Here is a 20,222-nt window from a genome sequence, read left to right as displayed (position 1 = left end):
TTGATTTTAATCCTAGGGAGAATATCACAGTTCTTCCAGGATGGAACTCCCCGGCTTTGAAACCTTCGAATCCTTTTCCATTGATCATCAGTTTCTGATATACAGATCTCTGGATCAAAGATCGGGGAAGCACGTTCTCCTCAAAATCCTACGTCAGAAGAATCCTTCGCGCAAAGATATTCAGAAGATTCATCACGATTTTAGAATTTCTAGTTTTGCTAAAGGGCCTAGGATCCAGAATTCCCTCGAATTAATCCGACATGAAGACCAGCCTGTCCTCGTCATCGAAGATAACGGATCGGTTCCTCTTTCGAGAATGTATCCAAATGGTGTTAATTCTGTTGAGAAATTTTTTGAGATTGCCATGAGTATATCTTTAGCGCTCAAAGAAATTCATGAAAAAAGAATTCTACACCAAGCCCTTCGTCCGGGTAATATCTGGGTTCAACCAGAGACCGGGATCGCGAGAATCACCGATTTTTCATCCGCTACTTTCTCCGGGAAAGACACGTCACCTTCCATTACACCCGATTTATCCGTCGAAATTCTGTCCTATCTTCCGCCTGAGTTGACCGGAAGACTTTCCCGAGTCCTCGACCTACGAACCGATTTTTATTCCTTGGGAATCATCTTTTATCAGATGATCACCGGGATGTTGCCTTTTGTCTCCAAAGATAGAAACGAAATTCTGCACGCGCACCTAGCACGAAGACCAGCCTTAGTCCACACTCTTCGCGACGATCTTCCGGTTTCCATTTCGCTTATCATTGCAAAACTTCTGGAAAAAGATCCGGAACAACGTTATGCGTCTATTAACGGTCTAATCTACGATCTCGAACTTTCCCGTAAAGAACAGAATAACGAAAACAACGGCTCGGTTTTTGTTCCGGGAACGAGAGACGTCCCTGAATTGAGCTTTGATCCTTCCGCGTTATACGGAAGAGACCGAGAAAAGACTGTCTTGGAATCCTCTTTGGATAAAGTTTTCCGAGGCGAAACCGGTTTGGTCTTGATTACAGGTGATTCAGGTTCCGGAAAATCGGCCTTGGCGAAATCGTTTTTAAAGAGTATCTCTGAAAGAGGCGGAATCGTTGTTCAAGGAAAATTCGATCAGTATGAAACTTCGGTTCCTTTCGGAGGTTTAATCCATTCTCTTAGAGATCTGGTTTCTATCTATTTATCGAAACCAGAAAAGGACATCAAAGAATTCAAAAAACTCATTCTACAATATACAGGTGCCAACGGAAAAATCCTTTTGAATCAGATTCCTGAATTGGAATTCATCATCGGACCTCAACCTGAATTGGCGGAATTACCTCCGGACGAGAACAGAAACAGATTCTACTTCACGCTTCGAAACTTTATCAGAGCAATCTCGGAAATGAGCCGTCCTCTGGTCCTCTACATGGACGACCTTCAATGGTCGGATCCGGCGAGTCTTAAGCTGATAGAGACTTTTTTGATCTATTCAAAAATTAAGAATTTCTTATGTATTCTTTCTTATAGACCCGAGGCGACCGAAAAGAGTAACGCGTTCTCGAAAATTTTAGAATCCTTGGAAGGCAACAAGGTTCAAAAAAGTCTGATCACTGTCGATCCTCTGGACGAAGAAAGTATCTATCGCCTTTTACAGGATTTAGCTCCGGGACCGGAAGAGGAAATTCGAGCCGTATCCTCCATCCTTCATAAAAAAACGCTCGGGAATCCTTTCGCGATCGTTCAATTGCTTCGAACTTCGGAAAAAACCAATTCAATTTCGTATCAATTCGAGACAAAGCTCTGGAAATGGGATAATGAAAAAGCGCTCCAGCTTCCGGTTGCGGATAACGTGATCGACCTTCTTTGTCAAAGGATCAGAGATCTCTCACCGGGCGTTCAGGAACTTCTCGGTGTTTGTTCTTGTCTCGGAGAAAGATTCACTTCCGGATTTATTTCTAAATTACATTTTTTTGATGCGGGAAAACTCAACCAGATCCTTTGGGAAGCGGTAAGAGAAGGACTTTTGGCTCCTTCACACAATCAAGACCATTCCCTATTCGAAGAGAATGTTTCCGCCGAGCAGGCGTTCGGATTTTCACACGACCGAGTACAACAGGCCGCTTATAGCCTTTTGGAAGAATTGAAAAGAAAGGAATTTCATAAGAAGGTAGGAATCGCGCTCCTCAACTTACACGGACCGAATCCGAAAAACCGAGTTCTTTTTCAAATAACGAACCACCTCAATCAGTCGAAAGAGATTTTAGAAGAGGACTCTCTTAGAAAAAAACTAACGCTTCTAAACTATAAGGCCGGTCTTCAAGCAAAGAGCTCCGGTTCTTACGAAAGCTCACTTCAATACTTAAACTCAGCCTTGAACTCTTTGGACCAAGAGGCTATGATTAACGACCTCGAGTTGTATTCCAACGTGATTTTGGAAACCGCAGAAACGGAATACCTCCTGAATAACTACGAAAGAACAATGCAACTTTTAGAATCATTAGAAAATCTGAATCTTCCGGATCTCCAATACATCCGCGCGGACGCGATTCAGGTAAGACTCTATTCTAAAATGAATAAGGTTGAAAACGCAGTCCTTGCCGGTCTTAGAGCGATGAGACGTTTTAAGATCAACATACCTTCGTCTCCTCTCCGAGTCACTTTGGTTCTATTTAAAGAACTTTTTCTTTCCATGATCCTTTCCAAAGGAAAAACCGACATCGAACTCGTAAACGTTAGGGAAAATGGAGAACAAGAATATCAGGCTTTGATCGATCTTTTTGCCGATCTCGGACCCTCAGCCTTTACCTATAACCAGAACTTGTTCGCCCTAATTGTATTAAAAATGTTTAATACGTCCTTGACAAAGGGAGTTTCCAGAAGTAGTCCGATCGCTTACAGCGGATACGGAATGATCGTAAACCAGGCTCTCAAAGATTTGGACCAAGCCGTTCGATATTCGAAACTTGCGATGGATCTGAACGACAAAATCCCTTTCGATTTGGTGAAATGGAAAGTTCAATACGTTTATTCCGCGTATCTTTGTCATTGGAAAAGACATATCACTTTGGATATCAGTCTTCTTGACGACGTCCACAACGGCGCGCTACAAAACGGGGATATCTTTTACGCCGGCTTTAGCATACAAGCAAAAACGCAGAAAAAGATTTTTGCTTCCTTCCCGATCGAAGAATTGTTAAACGACATTGCGGGTGCGGACCAATATTTTACTGCATCCAGAGACAACTTTGCCTTCACGATTGCCAAAAGCTCGCATCAGCTCATCAAAGCCCTTGCGGGGAAAACGGAATCACCCGATTCGCTCGACGATGAGAACTTTCACAGCAAAGAATTCGAAAACGGGATTCTGGAAGATAAAAATTTTACGGCTCTTTCCTATTACTATCACGATCTCACAAAGTTATATTACTTTTCCGGTAATTTTCAGAAAGGATTGGAAGCAGGACAACAAGGGGAAAAGTTAATTCAAAACGCCTTCGGCTTGATTCCTTATGCGGAATTTTGGTTTTATTACGGCCTTACGATTTTGGAAAACTACAAAGACTTTTCTTTTTCGAATCGGACAAAATTTTCCAAAAAGCTGAAGTTGATCCTTTCCCTTTTCACAAAATGGAGTAAGGATTGTCCTGAAAACTTCATGGGCCATCTGGAACTTCTCAAAGCGGAGGTCGATAGAAACAATGGAAAAATCGGCGAGACGATTTCGGGTTACGAAAGAGCGATTAAACTTTTTCAGGAATCCGGATTCATATCTTTTCAAGCCCTTTCCTGCGAAATCGCCGCGAAGTTCCACTATAAGAACGGGAATTTTTCATTAGGAAATCATTATATTCAACATTCGATCGATCTCTATTCCAGATGGGGAGCGTCCACGAAAGTGGAGGATTTAGAAAGCCGCTTTTCAAGCCGTTTGGATCTTTCTCTTTCTCCGGAAGCGATCGGACGGAAGATACAAAATCAAACACCCGATTTAGACCAGGAAATCATTCTAAAAACATACAATCTACTTTCCGGAGAAATCGTCTTAGACAATCTTCTAAAAAAATTGATACAAATTGCAATGGAAACGGCCGGCGCAACGAGAGCGATTTACTTCCATCTACATAATAAAAATCTAATGGTATATTTGGCAGGACAAAGCGGAGAAGACGGAATCGTAGTTGAAAATCTGCCCGAACTTGAGGAAACTCAATATCCCGTTTCCTATCTTAACTACGTTTTTCGAACCGGTAAGATGATCTCAACGAACGGATTCGATTCTTCTTCCATTAAAGATTTTACGGATCAATACATCAAAGAGAAAAGACCGCAGTCCGTCATATGTATCCCGCTTGTCCACGCCGGCGGACTCAAAGGAGTTCTTTATCTTGAGAACCAGCTCGTCAAAGGGATTTTTACGGAAAATCGAATTCAAACCTTGGAACTCATCGCAGGCCAAGCGGCGATCTCGATCGAAAACGCGAATTTATACGCAGAACTGGAGGAGAAAGTCGTAGAAAGAACTTCCGAACTCAACAATACGATCAATTTAATTCAAAAAGATCTTCTCTATGCTCAAAAAATTCAAGACCGAATTCTCCCCAAACCGGAAGCAACGTTAGGCGGAATTTATATCCTTACGAAATACATTCCTATGAACGAGGTCGGAGGGGACATCTATGATTACGCCGAAATATCGCCGGGAAGAATAAGAATTTTCCTCGCGGATGCGACGGGTCATGGAGTTCAAGCCGCGTTAGTCACCATGTTGATCAAATCGGAGTATGAAAGTCTAAAGTATTTGGATCTGCCTCCGGGTGAGGTCATTTCGGAGCTCAACAAAGAAATCATCGCAAAATACAGCGCGATCAAATCCTTTTTTAGTTGCCTCATAGCGGACGTCGATACCTCCGAAGGAACCCTTTCCTATTCGGCGGCGGGGCACCCCGACCAATTTTGTCTTACAGGAAGCACGGTCACAAGACTTTCCAAAAGCGGCCCCATCATCGGAATTTCGGATAAAGTTAAATACCAATCACAATTCTTGGAGATAACGAAAGGTGACAAAATGTTTTTCTTCTCCGATGGAATCGTGGAAGAATTCAACGCCTTCGAAGAGGAATTCGGAGAAGAACGCCTTCTCGATTCGATACTCAAGGAATCCTCAAAATCCATTCCTGATCTCGTCAAATCGATATTTGGCGATTTGGAAGCGTTTCTTTCCGGACAAAAGACGCAAGATGATATCACGTTTTTATCCGTTGAAGTTCTTTAAAACTTAACAATTTCTTAACTACGATTTCCGTTCCTTAAGCTCGCAGAGATTGACTCCTTCATAGCTTCATGATCTACTTGGAGTATGAATCTATCTTTCACTTTTCCGATTCCTTTCGAAATAAGAATCCAGTTCGCAAACTCCCCTCTTACAACTTTGGATATTCAGATAATTCAGGATATATAATATTATGAACTTAGAAACAACTATCGCCTTATCCCTAGGAGGGATCTGTCTTGTATATCTGGTTTATTCCATTTTTAAACCGGAAAAATTTTAAGGAGAATCTATGGCAACGGAATGGATCCAACTCTCGATTTTTCTTTTTTCGATCGTAATCCTGTCTCCTTTACTGGGAGCCTGGCTTTTTCAAGTATTTCACGCGCCGGGAACTCCGAAGATCGAGGCAGGTTTCTACAAAATTTGCGGAATCGACCCGAAAAAAAATATGGACTGGAAGGAATACGCCGCTTCCCTTCTTATATTCAATCTTCTTGGCTTTTTGACTCTTTTTGGAATATTATTATTTCAGAATATTCTTCCGATGAATCCGGAAAATCTAAACGGCCTCAATCCTTTTCTGGCTTTTAATACTGCCGTCAGTTTTGTTACGAATACAAACTGGCAGGCATATTCCGGAGAAGCCGCTTTGAGTTATTTCTCTCAGTCCATCGGACTTACCGCGCAAAACTTTCTCAGCGCGGCGACCGGTCTCTGTGTTCTTTTGGCGCTTGCACGAGGACTTTCTTCAAACGCAAAGGCGGACCTTGGAAACTTCTGGAGAGATTTAATCCGAGGAACGATTTATATTCTCCTTCCATTGTCCTTCCTTTTGGCTCTGGCCTTGGTAAGCACGGGTGTGGTCCAGACGTTCTCCGAGTATTTGACCGCGACCACTTTGGAGGGAAACACACAAACCATTCCTTTGGGTCCGGCCGCTTCCCAGATCGCGATCAAACAGCTTGGCACAAACGGTGGTGGATTTTTCGGAGTCAATAGCGCTCATCCGTTCGAAAACCCAACACCGATCTCCAACTTTCTTCAGATGCTATCGATTCTGCTTCTTCCGGGTGCTTGTGTTTTCTTATACGGTAGAATTATCGGAAACGTTAAACACGCTTGGGTGATCTTTTCCGTCATGTTCACGATTTTCTGTATCGGTGTGTTGACCGTCTGGTTCTCGGAGTCGTCGTTCCAACCTCTTTCGGGAACGAATGGTTTTTGGGAAGGGAAGGAAACACGATTCGGAATCCTAAACAGCGCCCTCTGGGAAGTGGCGACTACGGTGGCGTCTAACGGATCCGTCAACTCGATGCACGACAGTTTTTCTCCCATCGGTGGTTTAGTTGGAATGTTGAATATTCAGATCGGAGAAGTGATCTTCGGAGGTGTCGGCGCCGGTATGTATGGAATGGTATTGTTCATTCTACTTACCGTGTTTTTGAGCGGCATCATGGTCGGTCGAAGTCCTGAATACATGGGGAAAAAAATAGAGAAAAAAGAGATCCAAATGTCTATATTAGGAATTCTTTTACCTTCCACGGTTATCCTTCTCTTTACTGCGATTGCGGTAAGCCTGCCGCAGGGAATCGCCTCCTTATCAAACAAAGGACCACACGGTCTTTCTGAAATTCTTTACGCATTCTCTTCCGGTGCCGGCAATAACGGCTCCGCCTTCGCAGGGTTAGCCGCCGATACCCCCTTCTACAATTCTATGTTGGGAATCGCAATGTTGATCGGAAGATTCGGAGTCATTCTTCCAGCGCTGGCGATCGCAGGAAGCGCCGCTTCTAAAAAAAGATCTGAAGTGATTTCAGAAGGCTCTTTTTCGACGGAAGGCGGAACCTTCTATATTCTTCTTTTGTCCGTCATCATCATCGTGGGAGCGCTGACTTTTTTTCCGGCGTTGACAATCGGCCCAATACTTGAGCATTTCCTAATGTTACAAGGCAGAACTTTTTAAGGAGAATCGGATGAGTCGTAAATCCAAAGTTTTTTTCGAATCCGGAGTTCTAAAAGAAGCTTCGATCAATACTTTTAAGAAATTGAGCTTTCGAGCCCAAGCAAAGAACCCGGTGATGTTCATCGTTTTTTTGGGTGCATTATTCACGACTTGGATCTTTATCAAAGACATGACCGGCGGTTCTTATTCCGCTTTCAATCTTCAGATCGGTCTTTGGCTATGGTTCACCGTTCTATTCGCTAATTTCGCCGAAGCGATCGCTGAAGGACGAGGCAAAGCAAGAACGGATAGTCTCAAGAAAACGAGAACGAACATCATCGCAAAAAAAATCGTGGAAGGAAAAGTTCAGCCGGTTCCAGGAACCTCTTTGAAAGTCGGCGATCGCGTGTTATGCGAACCGGGAGACTTGATTCCCGGAGACGGAGAGATCGTAGAAGGAATCGCGAGCGTCGACGAGTCCGCGATCACGGGAGAATCCGCACCGGTCGTCAGGGAAAGCGGCGGAGATAGAAGCGCCGTGACCGGCGGCACTCGAGTGTTAAGCGACAAGATAACGATCACAATCACCGCGGAACAAGGAAACACGTTTCTGGATAAGATGATCGCACTTGTGGAAGGAGCGAAAAGACAAAAGACACCGAACGAAATCGCGCTTACGATGCTTCTTTCGGGTTTATCTTTTGTATTCCTGATCGCGGTCATCAGCCTTCCTTTTCTCGCCGAGTTCGTCGCAAGGGAAGGAGGACACAAAGCGGATCTTTCGATTCCCGTTTTGATTTCGCTCCTTGTCTGTTTGATTCCTACCACAATTGCAGGTCTTCTTTCTGCGATCGGGATCTCAGGAATGGAGCGGCTCATTCGTTTTAACGTAATCTCAAAAAGTGGGAAAGCCATCGAAGCGGCGGGAGATATCGACATTCTACTTTTAGATAAGACAGGGACAATCACGTTAGGCAACAGAGAGGCGCGCGCATTCTTCCCCGCTACCGGAGTTCAGGAAAAATATCTCGCGGACGTCGCTCAACTTTCTTCTCTGGCCGATGAAACTCCCGAAGGAAGATCCATTGTCGTATTAGCAAAAGAGAAATTCGGCATCAGGGAAAGACATCTCGCTGAAATGGAAGGAGAGTTTATTCCATTTAGCGCATCTACAAAGATGAGTGGTGTAGATCTTAAAAAAGAAGGAAAAGTCGTCAGAAGAATCCGCAAAGGCGCCGGAGACGCGATCAAAAACTACTTATATAACTTCAGTCAGAAAATTCCTTCCGATATGGAAGACACGATTCAAAAAATTTCCCAAAAAGGAAGTACTCCGATTTTAGTCGCGGAAGACAATCGACTCTTAGGAGTGATCGAACTAAAAGATATCGTCAAGGGCGGTTTAAAGGAAAGATTCGCGAGTCTTCGTAAGATGGGAATCCGCACGGTTATGATCACCGGCGACAACCAACTTACCGCCGCCGCAATCGCGGCCGAAGCGGGCGTCGACGACTTTCTCGCGGAAGCCACGCCGGAAACCAAACTGAAAAGAATCAGAGAACAACAAGCAAAGGGTTATCTCGTCGCAATGATCGGAGACGGAACTAACGACGCACCCGCACTCGCACAATCGGACGTCGGTGTTGCGATGAACACTGGAACCCAAACCGCAAGAGAAGCGGGAAACATGATCGATCTCGACAGCAACCCGAGTAAACTGATTGAAATCGTGGAAATCGGAAAACAACTTCTGATGACCAGAGGCGCCCTCACGACGTTCAGCATCGCCAACGACGTAGCGAAGTATTTCGCCATCCTTCCCGCTTTGTTCGGTACTTTTTACGCGACTTCGGACGCGTTAGGCGGTCCTTTGTCCGTTCTAAATTTAATGCAACTGAGTTCTCAAAAAAGCGCCGTTTTAAGCGCCGTGATATTTAACGCGCTCGTGATTCCGGCGTTGATTCCTCTCGCTCTGAAAGGGGTCGCCTATCGACCATTAGGTGCAAATACGATTCTCAAGCGGAATCTTTTGATCTACGGCCTCGGAGGAATTATAACTCCGTTTATCGGAATCAAGTTGATAGACTGGATTCTCGTTTTTTTAGGACTCAACTGAGGTGAATTTTATGTTAAACTCGATAACGATCGCAATCAGAACCTTATTCTTTCTAATATTCATAACGGGAGTCTTTTACCCGATCGTTGTAACTGGATTTTCAGAAAGACTGTTCCCCTTTCAATCCGGAGGAAGTCTGATCCGATCGAACGAAAAAAACCTGCTGGGATCGGAATTATTGGCACAGAAGTTTACAAAAGATGAATATTTTTGGCCGAGGCCTTCTGCCGCGGATTTTGCGACTGTCGCTTCCGGAGCTTCCAATCATAGCGCGACTAACGCGTCTTTGAAGGCGAAAGTGGAGGAAAGAAAAAATTACCTACTCAAAAAACATCCCGATCAAACGAGTGTCCCTCCGGATCTTCTTTTTGCATCGGGTTCCGGCCTGGATCCTCATATCAGCCCCGCCTCCGCGTATTTTCAAGTGCAGAGAGTCGCATCGGCAAGAAGATTGAATTCTGAACAAATCGTGGAATTGAAAAAACTTTTGGAACAATCGACTGAAAAACCCTCTTTCGGTTTTATCGGAGAGAAACGTATCAACGTTCTCAGATTGAACTTGAATCTGAATTCCAAATTCGGAAAATAAGATCCATGACCGATTGGAAAGATGATTCTCGAATGGACCCGGACGAACTCCTTCGAAAGGTGCAGGCCGAGGAACAGAAGTCGGTTTCCGGAAAGTTGAAAATCTTTTTCGGAATGGTCGCCGGCGTTGGAAAAACCTACGCGATGTTAAACGCCGCTCGTTCTCTTAAAAAGGAAGGAGTCGACGTGGTCGTAGGTTATATAGAGACGCACGGAAGAAAAGAAACGGAGGAACTTCTCGAGGGACTTGAAATTCTTCCTCGTAAAACCATCGTCCATAGAGGCATTCAATTCGAAGAGATGGACATAGACGCCATTCTCAAAAGAAAACCCGAAGTTGTTTTAGTCGACGAGTTCGCTCATACGAACATTCCCGGAAGCAGACATATCAAAAGATATCAAGATGTGATCGAAATCCTAAAACACAGCATCAATGTTTTTACAACTCTCAATGTTCAACATTTGGAGAGTCAGGTGGAAGCCGTGGAAAAAACGACTTCGGTAAAAATCCGGGAAACGATCCCGGATTCCGTTCTGGATATCGCAGACGAAATTCTTTTGATCGATTTGTCTCCGGACGATCTCCGCAAACGTTTGCAGGAAGGAAAAGTTTACGTTCCAGAAAAAGCGAATTTTGCCGGAGATCATTTCTTTAAAAAAGAGAATCTATCCTTCTTAAGAGAGACAGCGCTCAACTACACGGCAAGACACGTAAACTCCTCACCCGATTCCACAAGATTCAGGGAGAGAATACTCGTTGCGATAAGTGCAAGTCCGAATTCTTACTCTTTGTTACGTTATGCGAAACGTCTTGCCTATGAAAGAAACGGAGAATTGTATTCCATCTACAATCAAACGCGGGAGAATCTTTCCAAGGAAAATCTGAGTCAGCTGGAAAAAAATCTGAGTTTTGCAAGGGAACTCGGCTCCGAAATTTTATACTCCGCGGACGAAGATCCGGTAGAAGCGATTCTTAGGATCGCAGAGCAAAAAAATATTACGAGAGTTGTTCTTGGCAAACCTCCGATGTCCTGGTGGAAAAAATGGAATTCACCCGCATCCAAACTCGCAAGAATCACCGCCAACTTCGAGTTGTGTTTGGTTCCTTACGATCATACTTTGTTTTCGGGTGAGGAATCACTTCTCAATCGATTTTTAAGGACTTCTTCCGGCGGAAAACAATACGTCGCTTCCGTCGCGTTCATTCTTTTAGCGACGAGTCTGAGTCTTTTTTTAGAACCGTTGACCGGCTATTGGAGTATTTCCTTTTTATATCTTTTTTTCGTTTCCGGGATCGGTTCCTTTTTTTCAAAAGGACCAACGATACTCGCTGGACTTCTTTCGGGAATATTCTGGGACTTCTTATTCATCCCTCCGAAGTACACGTTCTTTATCGAAAAGCTGGAAGACGTTCTGATGTTCGGATCGTTCCTATTTATTTCCATCATCATCGGCAACGTGACTTCGAGATTGCGACAAAAAGAGAAAGCGCTCGTCAATCGTGAATTACGATTGGCAACGTTATACGAGCTTTCAAAAGAATTGGGACACGCTAGAGAAATTCGTCAGATTTCGGAAATCGGCGCGGAATACCTAAAAAAAGTATTTCAAACCGACGTAACGATCCTTTTGGAAAATCAGGGAACAATCGATTTGAGCTCTTCAAGAGCCGGAAATTTTTTTCCGGATTCGAAAGAAACCGCGGTAGCAAATTGGGTTTATAAAAACAAAACCCCTGCGGGAAAGTATTCGGACACACTTGCCATGTCTCTTGGAACGTATTTTCCTATGGTCGCGCCGGGAAAGGTCATCGGGGTTTTGGGAATCATCTTAAAGGAAAGGCTCAATCTCGATCAGGAAAATCTTTTACTTACGATGGGAAATCAGATCGCACTTGCTCTTGAAAGAGAATTGTTATCCGAAGAGACGAGAACCAGGTATCTCGCGAATCAATCGGAAAGACTTTATACGATTATATTTAATTCTCTCTCTCACGAATTAAAAACTCCGCTTTCCACGATTCGAGGAGCGGTCACCGCGCTTCTTGAGCCGGAAATCGACAATTCTCCGGATGCTCGCAAAGAATTGTTAAACGAAATCAACGAAAGTAGTATGATTCTTAATTTGTTATTAGGAAATCTTTTGGATATGAGTCGGTTCGAATCAGGTTTTCTAAAACTCAGACAAGACTGGCACGATCCTTCCGATTTAATTCATGTAGTCGTAAGGAGACTACGCCAGACCGTAAAAAATAGCCGTTGTGTGATTCATATTCCGGAAAATCCGATTCCGGTTTGGATGGATTTTACTCTTATGGAACAGGCTCTTTTTAATATCGTATTCAACGCGGTTCAGATTTCACCGGAAGATTCTCCCATTTCGATCGAATTGGTATGCGGGAAGGAACGAATCCAGTACGTCGTGGAAGACAGTGGACCCGGAATCGCACAAGAAGATCTTGAAAAAATATTCGAAAAGTTTTATAGAAGTAAGAATCGCAATCACGTCGGTAGCGGACTCGGCCTTTCCATCAGTAAGTCGATCGTTGAAACGCATCAAGGAACGTTGATCGCCGAAAATAAAAAGGAAGGCGGCGCGAGATTCTGTATCGACATTCCGATAAAACCGAGCTGAGAACATGAATTCAAAAATACTCGTAGCGGATGACGACGATCGAATTCGAAAAATGATCCGGATCAGTTTGACTGCCTCGCATTACGACGTAATCGAATCGAGCACCGTTCAAGAAACGATTCAGAAGGCCGCCGGCGAGTCCCCGGATGTGATTCTTTTGGATCTTCAATTTCCGGACGGAAACGGAATAGAGGCTTTGAGAGAAATCAGAACGTGGAGCGAAACACCGGTTATCGTCTTATCCGTGTTATCTTCCGATCCTGAAAAAATCACACTTTTAGATACCGGTGCGGACGACTATATTACAAAACCGTTTAGTATGGGAGAACTTCTCGCGAGGATACGTGTTGCACTTCGTAATAAGACCCAGGATCCGGGTTCTCCCATTTTTATCTCCGGAAATTTATACGTCGATTTGGCCGGCAGAACGGTGCAAGTTTCCGGAAAAACGGTGCATCTTACTCCGATAGAATTCTCCTTCCTTTCTCTTCTGATCCAACACGCCGGTAAAGTATTGACGCAGGAACAAATCATTCGTCATGTCTGGGGACCTCTCGCAAAAAACGAATCGGGCCCGTTACGAGTTCATGTGGCGAGTCTCAGAAAAAAAATCGAAACGGATCCGTCCAATCCCGAGTTGCTTTTGACGGAACCGGGAGTCGGATACAGACTCGTTGTCAACTTCTGATTAATTCCGAAAAAATTAAAACGAAATACCCGCAGATAGAAAAAGTTGCACTCCAATTCCTTTCGCGCGATCCAATTCTTTCTCTTTACCGTCTCTCCAGATTTTATCCAAAATAGCAGGATCCGGTTTAATATTATAAAAACTGATTTCTTCCCTTTGAATATGCGCGGAACTGTTCGCAAAAAGAAGAACGCTAAATCCTCCGTTCAAAAAAATGCCGGAAGAGAACACATAACGTAGACCCGCACCGGGAGCTACATAGGCCCGTTTATTCGAGATCGAATACTGCCAGGTTTTTCCGTCCGCGCTTCCGTCGGAATAAACCGTAAATTCACTCTTACGATCTCTTTGAAAATAAAACTCCTGACCGACTCCAACGCTAAAGTAATACGGAATCGTAAAGGGAAACCATTCCAAAGCAATCGTGTACTGATTTTGTGTAAAATCCTTATTTTGTAATGAGAATGCGACCGCTCCCGAATGATATCCGGTTCGATCCAAATCAAAATGATCGGCCTTATGTCTTTGATGTGCAAGAAAGGAAATGGAGAATCGTTCCCCAAGATTGTAGCCGGCTTGAAACCAAGAAAGCTCGTTGATTCCGAAACCTCCCAAGTAATAACGCTTTTGTAATCTTCGCTCATTTTGATTTCCGATTTTAGAAGAAGAATCCAAGGATGAGAATTCTTCAGAATAAAGCGACATCGTAGCAAACAACAAAACCAAAAAAAATCCGATTTCGTAAGGAGGAAGAATTTTGAAAATCAATCGAAACTGTTTCATAGAAGAATCTATGAAAGAATTTATCTCCTACTCGAAAGAGTAAATTGGAAAAAAACACTCAATTTTGATTCCTAACGAAATTTTGCTTAGAATCCACGTTTTCTCGAGCCCAAATCGGAATCGCTTCTCAAAACGAATCTTGCGCGATTCTCTCGACGAAATGCAAAGGAACAAATCGTGGCAATGCGCCGCCTCGAAAATACATCGGATTGGATTCGAGTTAGAATCGGTAAGAATGGAGAACGGTCTAAACAAGAAAATTCGATCGAAAGTCGGAACAACCGTCATTGGATTAAAAACTCGAACAAAGCCTGAAAATCACATTCAAACTTTTGTATATTTTAATTTTTTTATAGGACTCACAAGGATGGATCTGCTTGTTTCGAATTTACAATGATCCACTCGGCTTTTGCATTCTCCAACAGAAATGAATCCTTTCGTTTCGAAAATCTTCGGGAAGCGTCTTCTTCGAGATGTCTTCGATTTGATCCCAGAGAATCGACTTTTCGGCCAGCTGAAACTTTCGAAAGTTGGTGGAGAAGTATAGAATCGCGCCTGGAAGTGCGAAATCGCGATAAAGAATATTCAAAATCTCGACGTGATCTCTTTGCACGTCGAAAATATCGATCATCTTTTTACTATTGGAAAAAGTCGGCGGATCGACGACGATCAAGTCGTATTTTTCGCGATCCTTTTCCTTTCTCTCGGTCCTCAACCATTCCATCACGTCGGCACGGAGCATTCTATGTTTCGTCGTCGAAAATCCGTTCGCCCTCAGATTCTCCTCCGCCCAAGCGAGATAGGTGTTCGAAAGATCGATGCTAAGACTTTTGGACGCTCCCCCGGAAGCGGCATATACCGTAAAGGATCCGGTGTAAGAAAACAAGTTTAGAAATTTCTTATCTTTGGATTCTTTTCTTACAAGTTCTCTCGTAATTCTATGATCCAAAAACAAACCGGTATCCAGATAATCGGAGAGATTCACATAAAAACGTAGTCCGTTCTCTTCTACTTCCAACAACTCGGATTGTTCGGATTGTTTCTCGTATTGTTGTGTTCCTTTTTTCGGTTCTCGTTTCTTCCAAAAAATTTGTTTCGGATCGATGTTTAGAACCTCGGATACGATTGAACCGATCTCGCGATTTTCTCGTTCCCTTTCTTCTTCCGATATTTCATAGCTATTTTTATAAGCGGAGATTTGACAGTAAGGTCCGTAGAGATCGACGCTAACGGGGACTTGAGGGATGTCTCTATCATAGATTCGAAAACATTGAAGTCCTCGTTTTCGAGCCCATTTCCTCCAGTGTTTGGACATTCTAGAAAGGCGATTTCGAAACATCACCTTCGGATTTCCGGAATCGTTAAGCGACTTTGCTTCCTCGGATCCATTCTCTGACATGAAACCAAAATAGAATCTCCTCTCGAAAATCCAACCAGAACAAAAATTAAAATTCTTTAAAAAGACTGGAAAAAATGGACTGAAGAATGAAGATAGCCTGGCCTTTCGGAACGTTTCGGTTCGGAACCTTGGAGAAGAACTTTTGAAATACACATATCTCGAAAATCAAAAAGTAAAATTATTTCTCACCTACTCCGAAACGGAGTCGAAGGACGTGATTCTTTTTGTTCACGGTTATCCGGATTCTCACCGAACCTGGGATCTACAGATCGAAGCACTGGAAACATCTTATAGACTGGGCGCCATAGACCTGAGAGGTTTTGGAAGATCCTCAAAACCTTTGGAACAGTCCGAATACAACTACGCGATGATCCTTCCTGATCTTCTGGAGGCGATTCGGTTTCTATCTAAAGATAAAAAAGTACATCTTGTGGGACACGATTGGGGAGCCGCTCTCGGTTGGTTACTCATTAGCGATCCTGAATATTCAAGTTATATCAGGTCTTTTACCGCAATTTCCGGTCCGCACCCTTGGCTTGCCGGTAAAAGGATGATCGATGATATCTTTAGTTTAAAACTGGAGAATTGGAAGAAGGTTTTCGATCAGGGTTTACGTTCTTGGTATATTTGGTTTTTTCAAATTCCCATGCTCCCCGAATTTTTCTGGCAGAATTTCGGAGAACCCCTTTACAAACTCGTCATGGACTTCGGAGGAGTTCCAAAAAAGGATCACCTAAGGCAGATGAGTCGAAATGATATCTACAGCGCTACGATGGCTCCGATCCAGCTTTTTAGAGAATTACTCTTCGGCAAAACAGTCATTTCCGCTCCTTCCAATATAAGGGTTCCAGTACAATTGATCGTTCCGGAAAAGGACTTTATCGTCCTCCCAGAGGTTTATGAAAATTCGAAGGATTACGTTGAAACATTAGAAATTCATAAATTGAATTCGAATCACTGGGTGCACAGAGAACAACCTCAGGTCGTGACCGACCTCATTCGGAAATTCGTTTCGTTGCATTCTGCTTAGATAAATGAATCGGTTCAGATCGGAACGGAGAAAATTTTTATTTTGTTTCGGTTAATGCAGAATAAAGTTCTGTTCTTTTTTAAAATTCAAAGTGACTTTGTTGGAAATTTTTAGTCTGATTCTGAATGCTCGTTTCCGCAAGTATGTCCATGGACTCGAGCCAAATAAACTGGTATGAAATTCCTTTTAATCTATTGCCATTCTAATCCAAAGAGTTTTACAAAAGTCGTTTTTGACGCAATTCTGGATACGCTCGTATCGCTAAAAGCCTCCGTTCAAGTGGTCGATCTCTACGGTGAAAAATTCGATCCCGTCTTAATGGTGGATGACGCACACCGTCGTCGCGATTTGTGTAGTGATCCTTCGACGAAAAAGTATCGAGATATGATCTCGGAAGCAAATCATATCGTATTCATCTATCCAGTATGGTGGCACGGCTTCCCGGCGATGCTCAAGGGATTTATCGATCGAGTTATAACGTCAGATTTCGTCTATTCCTTCAAGAATCGCTCAAAAGGTTCGATTCTTCCTGAAGGATTAATGAGAAATAAAAAAATTTCCTGCTTTTACAGCCTCGACGCTCCGTATCCGATTGCAATGATCGATCCCGGCTGGCTCGCGATTAAATACGGCTTATTTCGTTACTGCGGGTTTCGACACGTTAAACGATACTTCCGTCATAATCTGAAACACTTGAGTGAAAACGAGCGCGCAGAATGGATCCAAGAATGCCGAAGAATTGCGTCCAACCTCTAAAAGCCGTCTCTCGTTTGGTATCGATCCTCCGATTTAAGATTCGTTATCATTCTCTAAGATCTTCTTACATCATAAACAGCCGGCGTCGATTAGAAAAGAAGGGATTTTTTATTGCTAAAACTCGGAGTCCTTTTTGGATGTTATTGTTCATTTGGAAAAAGACTATGCTAAAAATAAAAAGAAATACGCTCTACGTTTCATTCTTGATATATCTCCTTAGTATTCCCGATTGTAATGTTCAGAAAAATTCTCCCGAAAAATGGAAAGACTTCAAAAATAGATCGGTGCTCATTTATAGAGATAAAAATTTAGCGCCGTTGGGTACAGGATGTGTTTTAGGAAAAAATACAATTCTTACAACGGAACATATTCTGCGTGATCTGTATGAAGAAGTTTTTGTCTCTTATGACGCAAAGAATTTTTTCCCCGTTTCCATCTTAAAGACGGAGAAAAAGTTTGATTCCGCGTTGCTCCAACTCAAAACACCATCGAAAAATTTCCCGTATGAGAATTTAGAATTCGTAGATCGTTCAGAATTAGCGGAAGGTCTTCCCGTTTTTGCGTGGACGGGTGCCTATGGAGGAACTCCGGGAATTTATTTCGGCTATATTTCTCACATAGAAAGAACACATTTCGATTCTTCCCTTCCGAAAATTCCGTTTATTCAAGTCAATCAAATTGCTTTTCCAGGCGCCAGTGGTTCTTGTGTGTTTTTGGAAACCGGTAAAGCAATTGGCATCGTTCGTTCTTCCATTGGAATTACGGAAGGGAGCCAAATCGGTTTAGTAATTCCGCACGGCTTTATCAAAGTATTTCTACAAGACCTTCCCTAAGGGAAAATTATTCAGTAAATATTTATTTGACAAAATGCCAAATCTAATTCTTCATTTCTTCTGCAAAGAGGATATAGTTGTTTATGAAAAAATTAATCGCAAAGATAGTTTGCCTTTCACTATTGGCACTTCCACTTTATACATGTAAGAAAGAAAGTTCTGACGATAAGAACGCTCTCATTCTTCTAGGAATCGCTGCGGTCGCGAATCAAAATGCCGAAAAAACGAGTGTTCAAGTTAGATCGGCAGTTGCCGGTCTAACGAATTCGATTAGCTCCGGTATCCAAGGCGGAGTTGCTTCCAATATTAATTTTTCTGTTCCGAAAATGGAGAAGAACAAGTTGGTTGCTTACATACAGGAAAGATCGGGTGTTGTTGCACTCCGTCGAAAAGTCCAGTCCTTCCCGACCGCCCTTTCTAGAGATTCGGGAACTTGCGCGGCGAATTCATGCTCTGCCACCTTAAGCGGAACTGTGAATTGCACAATCGGCGGAAGTCCTTCCGGCCAAGTTACTTTGGATAAAATGAAAGTCGTTTACACTTCCAGCGTGGCCGCAGGAGGAATATCGTTCTCCATGAACATGGACGGTAAAGCCAAAATGGAAAAATGCGCTTCACAATCAAATGATTGGTTCAATTTTCCAAGTCTATCGACCTCGATCACCACTGGAGATTTGACTGTTAGCGGAGATTCTAAAATAGAATTCGTAAGTATGGACGTAGCAACGCAAACCGCAACCATTAAATACGTTGAGAAAAATACAACGAACTCCGCAAATATGCAAATTAACGGAGGCGCTGCACAAAGCGTGAATGTAACACAAAACGTGAATTTGGAAGTGATTAGCAAATCGACGATTACGGAAAATCCTACGTTTTCCAACAATAACTTCAAATTCAAGGCAAGTTACGTTGACGTATTGACTGGAACCGTATCCGTTTCCGGAATTGTCGGCGGAGGAAACGTAAACGTAAGTAGAACTTATAACAATGATAAATTCACTTACGACGTTGCCTGCGATATTAAAATCGACACCAATAATCAAGTTTCAGGTGATTGTGCTATAACCGTAAAATAAAGCCCAATCCGAAGGATTTCCGTCCTTCCAGTTTATCCGCCCTAATTTATAAAGGGCGGATAACGCAAATCGGAATTTAGATCCTTTCTTTTCAAAATAGTCGCGGAAACTTTTTCACTTTCCAAAGCCCAATCCTAATACGCGTCGACAAGATTGCATCCCGATTCGACCCAATGTAATGTAATTTCATTCTGATTTTCGGCTCTAAGAGCGAACAGCGCCTCCATCAAGATATATCGAAACTCTACCGAACCAGTTGATTTCCACGTTCGTTCGATACAAACTCTTGTGCCAATTGTGCTTGATCCATATTACGAAAGCGTCTGATAAAAATCAAAACGTTGCGCACAGCCGAACCTCTGCTGTTCATAAAACGCCGTTATTGAAACCGGGTTTGGCTTGCATTTTCTGACAAGCGTCCTTACAACCGGATATGAACTTTAGCGATTTTTCTCGCGCTGTCAATTCGAGTTTCATACAACTTTCAACGGAAAAGACGAACATGGCCAAAAACACAAAAGGTAAGAATCGTAGTCAAAAAGAACTTACGCCGGAACAAAAGGATATTCTGCTCAAAACATTAAAGAACCGATTCGAGAAGAATCAGAATCGCCACAAAGGTATCGAGTGGGACAAGGTAGAGGCAAAGTTAAAAGGCAACGCGGATAAACTGTGGTCCCTTGATCAAATGGAAGAATCCGGCGGAGAACCGGACGTTGTGGGTTACGATAAAAAAACGGGTGAATATGTTTTCTTTGATTGCGCCCCGGAAAGTCCGAAAGGACGCAGAAGCGTTTGTTACGATCGAGAAGGACTCGAATCCAGGAAGGAACATAGACCGGAAGATAGCGCGATTGACATGGCAGTTTTTATGGGAATCGAATTGCTAAGCGAAGAAGAATATCGAGAACTTCAGAAGCTCGGAGAATTCGACGCAAAAACTTCGAGCTGGATCAAAACTCCTCCGAGTATCCGTAAATTAGGCGGCGCTCTCTTCGCGGACTTTCGATACGGTAGTGTTTTTATTTATCACAACGGCGCTCAGTCCTATTACGCTGTGAGAGGTTTCCGAGGTTCGTTACGGGTCTAAGCTCGGCAAGATGAGTCCACTTCGCTTAACAAA

General features: G+C 43.1%; 14 protein-coding genes. 12 read left to right on the top strand and 2 right to left on the bottom strand.

Going from position 1 to position 20,222, the window contains the following annotated elements:
* Positions 1 to 40 precede the first annotated feature (40 nt).
* The 7 genes from DLM75_RS22875 to DLM75_RS22845 all read left to right on the top strand — a co-directional run bounded on the left by DLM75_RS22875 (position 41) and on the right by DLM75_RS22845 (position 13,219).
* Complete coding sequence (locus DLM75_RS22875; protein WP_118970830.1) at positions 41 to 5,251, top strand: trifunctional serine/threonine-protein kinase/ATP-binding protein/SpoIIE family protein phosphatase; 5,211 nt, start codon at positions 41 to 43, stop codon at positions 5,249 to 5,251.
* A gap of 190 nt (positions 5,252 to 5,441) precedes the next feature.
* Complete coding sequence (locus DLM75_RS22870) at positions 5,442 to 5,531, top strand: potassium-transporting ATPase subunit F (protein WP_118970829.1); 90 nt, start codon at positions 5,442 to 5,444, stop codon at positions 5,529 to 5,531.
* A gap of 9 nt (positions 5,532 to 5,540) precedes the next feature.
* Positions 5,541 to 7,214 carry a potassium-transporting ATPase subunit KdpA gene (gene kdpA, locus DLM75_RS22865; RefSeq protein WP_118970828.1) on the top strand — a complete coding sequence of 558 codons (1,674 nt, stop codon included), beginning with the start codon at positions 5,541 to 5,543 and terminating at the stop codon, positions 7,212 to 7,214.
* A gap of 10 nt (positions 7,215 to 7,224) precedes the next feature.
* Complete coding sequence (gene kdpB, locus DLM75_RS22860; protein WP_118970827.1) at positions 7,225 to 9,309, top strand: potassium-transporting ATPase subunit KdpB; 2,085 nt, start codon at positions 7,225 to 7,227, stop codon at positions 9,307 to 9,309.
* Positions 9,310 to 9,319: 10 nt separating this feature from the next.
* Complete coding sequence (gene kdpC, locus DLM75_RS22855; RefSeq protein ID WP_118970826.1) at positions 9,320 to 9,898, top strand: potassium-transporting ATPase subunit KdpC; 579 nt, start codon at positions 9,320 to 9,322, stop codon at positions 9,896 to 9,898.
* Positions 9,899 to 9,903: 5 nt separating this feature from the next.
* A complete protein-coding gene (locus tag DLM75_RS22850) occupies positions 9,904 to 12,531 on the top strand; it encodes a sensor histidine kinase (protein ID WP_118970825.1) in 2,628 nt (875 codons plus the stop codon).
* Between the two features lie 4 nt (positions 12,532 to 12,535).
* Positions 12,536 to 13,219, top strand: coding sequence for a response regulator (locus tag DLM75_RS22845; protein WP_118970824.1), 684 nt, complete (start codon positions 12,536 to 12,538; stop codon positions 13,217 to 13,219).
* A gap of 15 nt (positions 13,220 to 13,234) precedes the next feature.
* On the opposite strand, the gene DLM75_RS22840 is transcribed toward DLM75_RS22845, so the two are convergent.
* Both DLM75_RS22840 and DLM75_RS22830 read right to left on the bottom strand, forming a co-directional pair.
* Positions 13,235 to 14,002, bottom strand: coding sequence for a hypothetical protein (locus DLM75_RS22840; RefSeq protein ID WP_118970823.1), 768 nt, complete (start codon positions 14,000 to 14,002; stop codon positions 13,235 to 13,237).
* A 388-nt stretch (positions 14,003 to 14,390) separates the two neighbouring features.
* Complete coding sequence (locus DLM75_RS22830; RefSeq protein WP_118970821.1) at positions 14,391 to 15,401, bottom strand: class I SAM-dependent methyltransferase; 1,011 nt, start codon at positions 15,399 to 15,401, stop codon at positions 14,391 to 14,393.
* 142 nt (positions 15,402 to 15,543) lie between these two features.
* Between DLM75_RS22830 and DLM75_RS22825 the strand changes: the two genes are divergently transcribed.
* From DLM75_RS22825 to DLM75_RS22805, 5 genes are all read left to right on the top strand, one after another.
* Entirely contained in the window at positions 15,544 to 16,431 is an 888-nt protein-coding gene (locus DLM75_RS22825) for an alpha/beta fold hydrolase (RefSeq protein ID WP_118970820.1), read from the top strand.
* A 174-nt stretch (positions 16,432 to 16,605) separates the two neighbouring features.
* Positions 16,606 to 17,187, top strand: a complete 582-nt coding sequence (locus DLM75_RS22820) for an NAD(P)H-dependent oxidoreductase (protein WP_118970819.1) — start codon at positions 16,606 to 16,608, stop codon at positions 17,185 to 17,187.
* A gap of 164 nt (positions 17,188 to 17,351) precedes the next feature.
* On the top strand, positions 17,352 to 18,020 hold the full coding sequence (locus tag DLM75_RS22815; RefSeq protein ID WP_158586512.1) for a S1 family peptidase: 669 nt from the start codon (positions 17,352 to 17,354) through the stop codon (positions 18,018 to 18,020).
* Positions 18,021 to 18,103: 83 nt separating this feature from the next.
* Complete coding sequence (locus tag DLM75_RS22810; RefSeq protein WP_118970817.1) at positions 18,104 to 19,099, top strand: hypothetical protein; 996 nt, start codon at positions 18,104 to 18,106, stop codon at positions 19,097 to 19,099.
* Between the two features lie 502 nt (positions 19,100 to 19,601).
* The gene (locus tag DLM75_RS22805) at positions 19,602 to 20,189 is read left to right on the top strand and encodes a DUF4256 domain-containing protein (RefSeq protein WP_118970816.1); all 588 of its coding nucleotides are present in this window, start codon (positions 19,602 to 19,604) and stop codon (positions 20,187 to 20,189) included.
* Positions 20,190 to 20,222 lie beyond the last annotated feature (33 nt).

It is taken from the genome of Leptospira stimsonii, from assembly GCF_003545885.1.
In the GTDB taxonomy this organism is placed as follows: domain Bacteria; phylum Spirochaetota; class Leptospiria; order Leptospirales; family Leptospiraceae; genus Leptospira; species Leptospira stimsonii.
This window is presented reverse-complemented; position numbering and strand designations above follow the sequence as displayed.